The following is a 7,782-nucleotide window of genomic DNA, read 5'->3' on the forward strand; positions in this document are numbered from 1 at the left end:
GGTGTCGTAGATACCGGGGCGTTTGCCTTTCCAAATGGTGTAGAATTTTTGTTTTTTGGCCATGGTTTAGGTCGGGATAAGGCTTCTTTTACTCCTACTTCGGCAAGCTCAGTGCACCGCCTTGGAAGGGTACGGAACTGCCTTTTATGCTCACGAAAACTATCGGGAGGGGGAGGCCAACAGTTTCTCGATGACTTTGGGAAAATGCTCATACTCCAATCCATGTATCTTCTCTACAATACGTTCCACACTATCTTCCGCAGCAATCTTGGTTTTGGCTTGATGGATGATGGCCCCCTCATCATAGTTCTCGTTGACATAATGAATAGTGATACCCGTTTCGGCATCCCCGTTCGCTTTTACCGCTCGGTGAACTTTATTGCCATACATCCCCTTGCCTGCATATTTGGGCAATAAGGCGGGGTGGATATTGATTATCCTATCCGGAAAAGCCCTAATTATTTTTTCAGGTATTTTCCAAAGAAATCCGGCGAGTACAATTAAATCGGGATTGAAAGCTTCCAATATATCGAGTAGGCAGTCAGTATCGTAAAAGGACATCCTATTAAAATATAATCCACTAATAGACAACCTATCACATCGTTCCAGCACCTTGGCATCCTTATTATTCGTCAACACTGCGGAAATTACGATATCTGGCCTATCCTGAAAATAGCGCACAATATTTTCAACGTTAGATCCGGAACCGGAGGCGAGAAGTACAATATTCTTGGTTTTCACGATACAATTATAGGTTTAAGCAAAATACCTACAATTGGGATGAAATTCCAAATTCCAAGTACCAAATTCCAGAAATAACAGCCGGTTGCAATGAATTGGTTCATGGTTCAATATCAACTGAGGCCTGTTTAAGGTTCAAGGTTTAAAAAAGGGAACTTCCTTGAATTTTTTTCAGTCCGAATCGGCCATCATATTCTTTAATTCATTAAATTACGATACATTTTAACGACAAATGGTATTATTACGTCAAAGTTTTTTACTTTTGCCATCAATTAAAATTTTAAAACCAATATTATTATGTCAGACATTGCATCAAGAGTAAAAGCTATCATCGTTGATAAATTAGGTGTTGATGAAAACGAAGTGGTAACCGAAGCTAGCTTTACGAACGACCTAGGGGCAGATTCATTGGATACCGTGGAGTTGATCATGGAATTCGAAAAGGAATTTGATATTCAGATCCCTGATGATCAAGCCGAAAATATCGCAACCGTTGGCCAAGCTATCAGTTATATAGAAGAAGCGAAGTAATTTTTAAGATTTCTTGAAGAAATCTTAAAATATCCATGCGGTAACCCTATCGCATGGATATTTTTTTTTAATTTACAGCCAAAACCAAGTTCAATGGAGTTAAAGCGAGTTGTGGTTACCGGACTGGGTGCCTTGACGCCTATCGGCAACAATATCGATGAATATTGGGAAGCTCTAAAAAACGGTAAGAGCGGTTCCGCGCCCGTGACCTACTACGATACCGAAAAGTTCAAGGTCAAATTCGCCTGTGAGCTGAAAAATTTTAATCCTGAGGATCATTTTGATCGCAAGGAAGCACGGAAATTGGACCGTTTTGCACAATATGCCCTCGTTTCATCCGACGAAGCTATAGCAGATTCAAAATTAGACCTGAACGTGGTAGACAAATTCAGGGTCGGGGTCATCTGGGGCGCAGGTATCGGGGGTCTGGAAACCTTTCAGAACGAGGTAATTAACTTTGCCGAGGGTGACGGTACACCGCGATTCAATCCTTTTTTTATCCCGAAAATGATTGCGGATATTGCTCCGGGCCATATTTCGATCAAGCACGGTTTTATGGGGCCGAACTATACTACGGTCTCCGCCTGCGCATCTGCCGCCAATGCCATGATCGATGCGCTGAACTATATTCGTTTGGGATATTGTGACGTGGTAGTCACAGGCGGTAGCGAGGCAGCGGTAACCATTGCCGGTATGGGCGGTTTTGGGGCCATGCACGCGCTCAGTACAAGAAATGATAGTCCCGAAACGGCATCGAGGCCCTTTGATGCCACCCGCGACGGATTTGTTTTAGGTGAAGGGGCAGGTGCACTTATACTTGAAGAATATGAACACGCCAAGGCCAGGGGCGCCAAAATATATGCCGAGGTAGCCGGCGGTGGACTTTCAAGTGACGCCTATCACATGACCGCCCCCCACCCCGATGGAATTGGAGTGGTACAGGTAATGAAAAATTGCCTGCGCGATGCGGGGTTGAAACCTGAAGATGTAGATGCCATAAATACACATGGAACCTCAACGCCCTTGGGCGATGTTGCCGAACTCAAGGCCATCGTAGAGGTTTTCGGAGACCATGCACCGGATATCAATATCAACTCCACCAAATCGATGACCGGGCATCTGTTGGGGGCTGCTGGGGCCATTGAGGCCATTGCTTCCATTCTGGCCATGAAGCACGGTATCGTACCGCCGACCATCAACCATACCACGGTCGATGAAAATATTGACCCGAAATTGAATTTGACCCTGAACAAGGCGCAAAAACGGGAGGTTAACGTAGCTTTGAGCAATACCTTCGGATTTGGCGGCCACAACGCCTGTGTGATATTCAAAAAAATAAGCGAGTAAATTCCATGGGGTTTTCATCCAAAATATTCGGTTCCCATTCCAAAAAGGATGGGGATTTTTCTATAGGGATGACCAAAATCCTCGGTTTTAGGCCGAAACGTCTCGATTTTTACAATAAGGCCTTCTTACACCGGTCCGCCAACGAAAAAGATACCGAAGGACACCCTATGAACTACGAGCGTTTGGAGTTTCTGGGAGATTCGATGCTGGGCACCATTATATCACGACATCTTTACGTCGAGGTTCCTGAAGGTGACGAAGGTTATCTGACGAAAATGCGGTCGAAAATCGTAAGCCGTAAACACCTGAACCAATTGGGCAAAGATCTCGGACTTATCGATTTCGTAAAGAGCAGGATACCCAAATCGCATTTTGGTGAAAATATTCATGGCAACGTCTTCGAGGCACTGGTAGGAGCTATCTATATGGACCGGGGCTACAGGTACTGCCAGAAATTCATCCATGAAAAAGTGATAGCCCCTTATGTAGATATCGAACAGCTCGAGGGCAAGGTCATCAGCTATAAAAGCTTGGTCATCGAATGGTGCCAGAAACAAAAAAAATCATTCGATTACGAAGTGTACGACGACACGGGCAAAGATGCCATGAAACACTTTGCCGTAAAGCTCACCATAGAAGACCAGATTGTTGCAAAGGCACGGGCCACGTCCAAAAAAAAGGCCGAGGAGAAAGCGTCGAAACGCGCCTATTATGCGCTGCAGGACAAGATGGGGAAATCATGAGCAATACGGCGTTTGGCGAAAAGTGATGTACGCATTGCCTTAAAAAATCCTATATTTGCGGTTTTCACCTCAATGGCAGCTGTACACAAACTTACGGAAGATTTGTATGAAGATTCCTTCGACCTTATTGCCCTACACAGCAGTCTTGAAGACTTTGCATTGGCCTATGCCCTCAATCTTACGTTGAGATCGAACTTTAAAAGACGGCGGAGAGATCTCGATATTTCTGGTGGAATTACGATTCCGATTTTTGAATGGAAGGATGATCTGAACGACCGATACTGGACTTTCTTTACCAATAAGGGGATAAGTCAAGAAATAATGGCAAAAAATGGTCTCTTTAAGGAAGAACCATCCTACCGTAACCACCATTTACTTTTGGAGTATCGTGAAGTCGATTATTTTCTGAAAATCGAACAAGACGGTTCCGATAGGTATCGCCGGGCCGAGAACGAAAAAACCATCGCAAAGCTACTCACCATATCCAAAGTGGTTACGGCCTATACCGTGGAAACCCAAAAACTGAAATCTAAAAACAATTTAATTTTTTAAAGCAATGCCGACACAAAAAAAGACCAAGATAGTAGCCACCCTAGGGCCAGCTACCAGCACAAAGGAAGTGCTTCGTAAAATGATTGAAGCCGGTGTAGACGTCTTTCGCGTCAATTTCTCGCATGCCAAATACGAAGATGTAACCGCCCGTATCAAGATGATCCGTGAACTTAATGAAGAATTGGGCAGCAATACGTCAATTTTGGCCGACCTGCAGGGCCCCAAGCTACGCGTAGGCGTTATGGCCGGCGAAGTAGTAGTAGCCCCTGGCGACGAAATAACTTTTGTGACCGGAAAACCCTTCGAGGGCAACTCCGAAAGGGTTTATATGAACTACGCTACTTTTCCCCAGGACGTAAAACCCGGTGAGCGCATTCTACTGGACGATGGAAAGTTAATTTTTGAAGTCGTTTCTACGGATGGCAAGGCAGAAGTCAAGGCAAGGGTAATTCAGGGCGGCCCATTGAAATCGAAAAAAGGGGTCAATTTACCCAACACGAACATATCGTTACCGGCATTGACCGAAAAAGATATCAAGGATGCCGAATTCGCGGTTTCGCAGAATGTAGATTGGATAGCCCTTTCTTTCGTACGCTTCAGCCAAGACCTTATCGACCTTCAAAACATCATAAGCCAACATTCCGAGCATAAGATTCCGATTATCGCCAAAATCGAAAAACCCGAGGCTGTCGAAAACATCGATAAAATCGTGGCCTATTGCGACGGATTGATGGTGGCTCGCGGCGATCTTGGTGTCGAAGTACCCGCCCAGGAAGTACCTCTTATTCAAAAACATCTGGTGCTCACGGCGAAAAAGGCCCGGATTCCCGTTATTATCGCCACCCAAATGATGGAAACCATGATTACAAGCCTTACGCCCACCCGTGCCGAGGTAAACGACGTAGCCAACTCCGTTATGGACGGTGCCGATGCGGTAATGTTATCTGGCGAGACTTCGGTCGGCAACTATCCGGTTGAGGTCATCGAAAAAATGGCCAGTATCTTAAAAAGTGTCGAGAATTCGGAGCTTATTAAAGTACCCCATGATCCACCACATATTCGTACCAAACGTTATATCACCAAATCGGTATGTTATCATGCCGCCATAATGGCCAATGAAATCAAGGCTAAAGCGATATCAACCCTAACAAATAGCGGATATACCGCTTTTCAAATTTCCGCTTGGCGGCCTAGTGCACATATTTTGGTCTTTACTTCCAACAAACGGATATTGACCCAATTGAACCTGCTCTGGGGCGTAAAGGCCTTTTACTATGACCGATACGTATCTACGGATGAAACCATAGAAGATGTCAATCGAATCGCATGTCAAAAAGGATTTTTGGAAGTCGGCGATATGCTGATCAGCTTAGCGGCAATGCCCATTAAGAATAAGGGGATGGTCAACACCTTGCGGGTGTCTGAAATAGAGAGCGAGGATTTTTAATTCAAGCGACCTCCTTTTCGTAGGCAATGAAGTTTACCAGCACACCGCTAGTGTCGAATATGGGCTCTCCCCTAAGCCAGCAATTATAGGTGCTTCCGTCTTTTCTATAATTTAGGATCACGGCCTCAAAGGGTATCCGGTTTTCTATCGCTTTGCGTATTTGCCCCGTAGTCTCTTTACTAGTTCCTTCGCCTTGGAAGACTTTCGGTCTTTTGCCCAAAATCTCATGGGGCGAATACCCGTTCATGTGAACTATGTTATGCGTGGCATGTACGATATTCAGTTGGGTATCGGTAACGAGAATAACTTGCTCTTTCTGTAACAAGGCCTCATTGAACTTTGAGGTATACGACCAGTTGTTGTCTTCCGACAAACGCAGTAGCGTAGTGACATCATCGTAATTTTTGCAGAGAATATCGAAATATAGTCCATAAATATCCCATGACATCAGTGGCAGACTCTTCAAATCCAATCCACTGTAATACCGATATGCAGCGTTGTCATACTCTTTCATGAAATATCCTTGGTTGGACTGATCGTAAAATTGGGTCAAAAAATAGCCATAAATCTATCAATAGTACGAAAACCAATTTTGTTTAACAAATATGAGACTTCGATTAACATTCCGGTTGCCCGTTTAAACCTGTGCTTTTAATTCTTTTTTGTGATTTAACAGCGTATTTTGCCTGATTGTAGTGGTATTTTTGCAACCTCTAATTCGCCTATGCTTGTAGATTTAATCATTGCGGTACTTTGGAGCCTGTCTCCCTTTGGGGAGGCCAAGGTAGGTATTCCCTACGGTATGCTGAGCGGCCTAAATATTTATCTTGTGTTTATTGCCTGCTTTCTGGCCAACCTTTTGGTGTTCCCTATGATGATGTTCTTTCTTGAAAAGATAAACCGCTATTTTTTGCGCTGGGTATTTTATAAAAAATCGGCCATCTTCGTCGCGAGAAGGGCAAAGACCGGATCGGGAGCGAAAATACAGCGTTTCGGCTTTTGGGGGCTCATCTTATTCGTTATGATTCCCTTGCCGGGTACCGGGGTCTATGCGGGTAGTATTGCCACCTATCTTTTCAAAATTGAAAAGCAGAAAGCATTTTGGGCCAATGCCATCGGTATTTTCTTCTCTTCGGTGATTATCTGGTCGGCCACCTTGGTCTCTATGAAAGGGATGGACTAATGCAGGTCCCGATCCACTTTTGACCCGGAACCCCCGACCAAAAAGTCAAGGTCTGCGCCCTTATCGGCCTGTTCGACGTGGTCGATGTACATTTTGACATAGCCCCTTTCGGCCATCGGTTTGGGCGATTTCCAGTCCTCTTTCCGTTTTTGCAGTTCTTCGTCGGTTATATCAAGATGTAGTTTTCGTTTTTCTACGTCAAGCTCGATAATATCACCGTTCTTCACCAAGGCCAAAGCACCCCCTACGGTCGATTCGGGGGAGACGTGCAAAATGACCGTACCGGCAGCGGTACCGCTCATGCGGCCATCCGAAATGCGCACCATGTCCGTAACACCCTGCAAGATTATCTTTTTCGGAAGATCTACGTTGCCGACTTCGGGCATACCGGGATAGCCTTTGGGGCCAACTCCCTTTAGTACGATAACACTATCCTTATCGATTTCAAGATCCGCATTATCGATGCGATCATGATAATCTTCCATACTCTCGAAAACCACGGCCTTGCCCTTATGCCTCATCAGTTCCTTGGAGGCTGCGGAAGGTTTAATCACTGCTCCGTTTTCGCAAAGATTTCCTTTAAGCACTGCAATACCGGATTCTTCCTGAAAGGGTTTTTCCAAGGATGCGATTACATCCCTGTCATAACAGACCGCTTTGGAATAGTTCTCTATGAGATTCTTTCCGTTGACGGTTATGGTATCGGGATGTAACCGTTTTTTTAATTCCTTTAAGACCACTGGAAGTCCGCCTGCATAGAAAAAATCTTCCATTAAATAGTTGCCGGATGGCTTGAGATTGACCAGTAAAGGCACTTTGCTCCCCACTACATCAAAATCATCCAGTTTAAGATCTACCCCGATTCTGCCGGCAATAGCGGTGAGGTGTATTATCAGATTCGTTGATCCGCCGACTGCCGCATTGGTCACAATGGCATTCTCGAACGCCTTTCGGGTCAATATTTTGGAGAGTTTCAAATCTTCCCTGACCATTTCGACGATACGTCTTCCGGACAGCTGGGCAAAAAGTTTTTTCCGGGAGTCTGCTGCGGGAATGGACGAGAATCCAGGTAGGGTCAAGCCTAGGGCTTCTACCATCGTTGCCATTGTCGAGGCCGTGCCCATGGTATTGCAATGTCCGATACTGCGGGCCACACAGACTTCGGCCTCGGTAAAATCCGCTGCGGTGTAGCCTTCCAGATTTTGTTTTTCCTTGATCATCCAGTTCATGGAACCCGA

10 protein-coding genes are annotated in these 7,782 nt (G+C 45.2%); 6 read left to right on the forward strand and 4 right to left on the reverse strand.

Annotation, left to right across the window (positions count from 1 at the left end; translation table 11 throughout):
• Both ACEW8S_RS14120 and ACEW8S_RS14125 read right to left on the reverse strand, forming a co-directional pair.
• Positions 1-63, reverse strand: a 63-nt coding sequence (locus ACEW8S_RS14120; RefSeq protein ID WP_373518790.1) for a viroplasmin family protein, incomplete at its 3' end; no start/stop codon positions are given.
• Between the two features lie 96 nt (positions 64-159).
• Positions 160-741, reverse strand: a complete 582-nt coding sequence (locus ACEW8S_RS14125) for a phosphoribosylglycinamide formyltransferase (RefSeq protein ID WP_373518782.1) — start codon at positions 739-741, stop codon at positions 160-162.
• 297 nt (positions 742-1,038) lie between these two features.
• Between ACEW8S_RS14125 and ACEW8S_RS14130 the strand changes: the two genes are divergently transcribed.
• The 5 genes from ACEW8S_RS14130 (at position 1,039) to pyk (ending at position 5,361) form a co-directional block, all read left to right on the forward strand.
• Positions 1,039-1,272, forward strand: coding sequence for an acyl carrier protein (locus tag ACEW8S_RS14130; protein WP_008269813.1), 234 nt, complete (start codon positions 1,039-1,041; stop codon positions 1,270-1,272).
• 93 nt (positions 1,273-1,365) lie between these two features.
• Complete coding sequence (fabF, locus tag ACEW8S_RS14135; protein WP_373518783.1) at positions 1,366-2,619, forward strand: beta-ketoacyl-ACP synthase II; 1,254 nt, start codon at positions 1,366-1,368, stop codon at positions 2,617-2,619.
• Positions 2,620-2,624: 5 nt separating this feature from the next.
• Positions 2,625-3,362, forward strand: coding sequence for a ribonuclease III (rnc, locus tag ACEW8S_RS14140; RefSeq protein WP_373518784.1), 738 nt, complete (start codon positions 2,625-2,627; stop codon positions 3,360-3,362).
• A gap of 72 nt (positions 3,363-3,434) precedes the next feature.
• Positions 3,435-3,914, forward strand: a complete 480-nt coding sequence (locus tag ACEW8S_RS14145) for an IPExxxVDY family protein (protein WP_373518785.1) — start codon at positions 3,435-3,437, stop codon at positions 3,912-3,914.
• A gap of 4 nt (positions 3,915-3,918) precedes the next feature.
• Positions 3,919-5,361: a pyruvate kinase gene (pyk, locus tag ACEW8S_RS14150; RefSeq protein WP_373518786.1), complete on the forward strand. Its 1,443-nt coding sequence runs from the start codon at positions 3,919-3,921 to the stop codon at positions 5,359-5,361.
• A gap of 1 nt (position 5,362) precedes the next feature.
• Here pyk and ACEW8S_RS14155 read toward each other — a convergent pair whose 3' ends face one another.
• On the reverse strand, positions 5,363-5,875 hold the full coding sequence (locus tag ACEW8S_RS14155) for a PAS domain-containing protein (protein ID WP_373518787.1): 513 nt from the start codon (positions 5,873-5,875) through the stop codon (positions 5,363-5,365).
• 210 nt (positions 5,876-6,085) lie between these two features.
• On the opposite strand from ACEW8S_RS14155, the gene ACEW8S_RS14160 reads away from it, so the two are divergent.
• Positions 6,086-6,544, forward strand: coding sequence for a COG2426 family protein (locus ACEW8S_RS14160; protein ID WP_373518788.1), 459 nt, complete (start codon positions 6,086-6,088; stop codon positions 6,542-6,544).
• Here ACEW8S_RS14160 and ACEW8S_RS14165 read toward each other — a convergent pair.
• Positions 6,541-7,782: dihydroxy-acid dehydratase (locus ACEW8S_RS14165; protein ID WP_373518789.1), on the reverse strand; the 1,242-nt coding region annotated here is incomplete at its 5' end. The two genes, ACEW8S_RS14160 and ACEW8S_RS14165, sit on opposite strands and share 4 nt — an antisense overlap.

The sequence above is a fragment of the Pricia sp. genome, assembly GCF_041745955.1.
GTDB lineage: Bacteria > Bacteroidota > Bacteroidia > Flavobacteriales > Flavobacteriaceae > Pricia.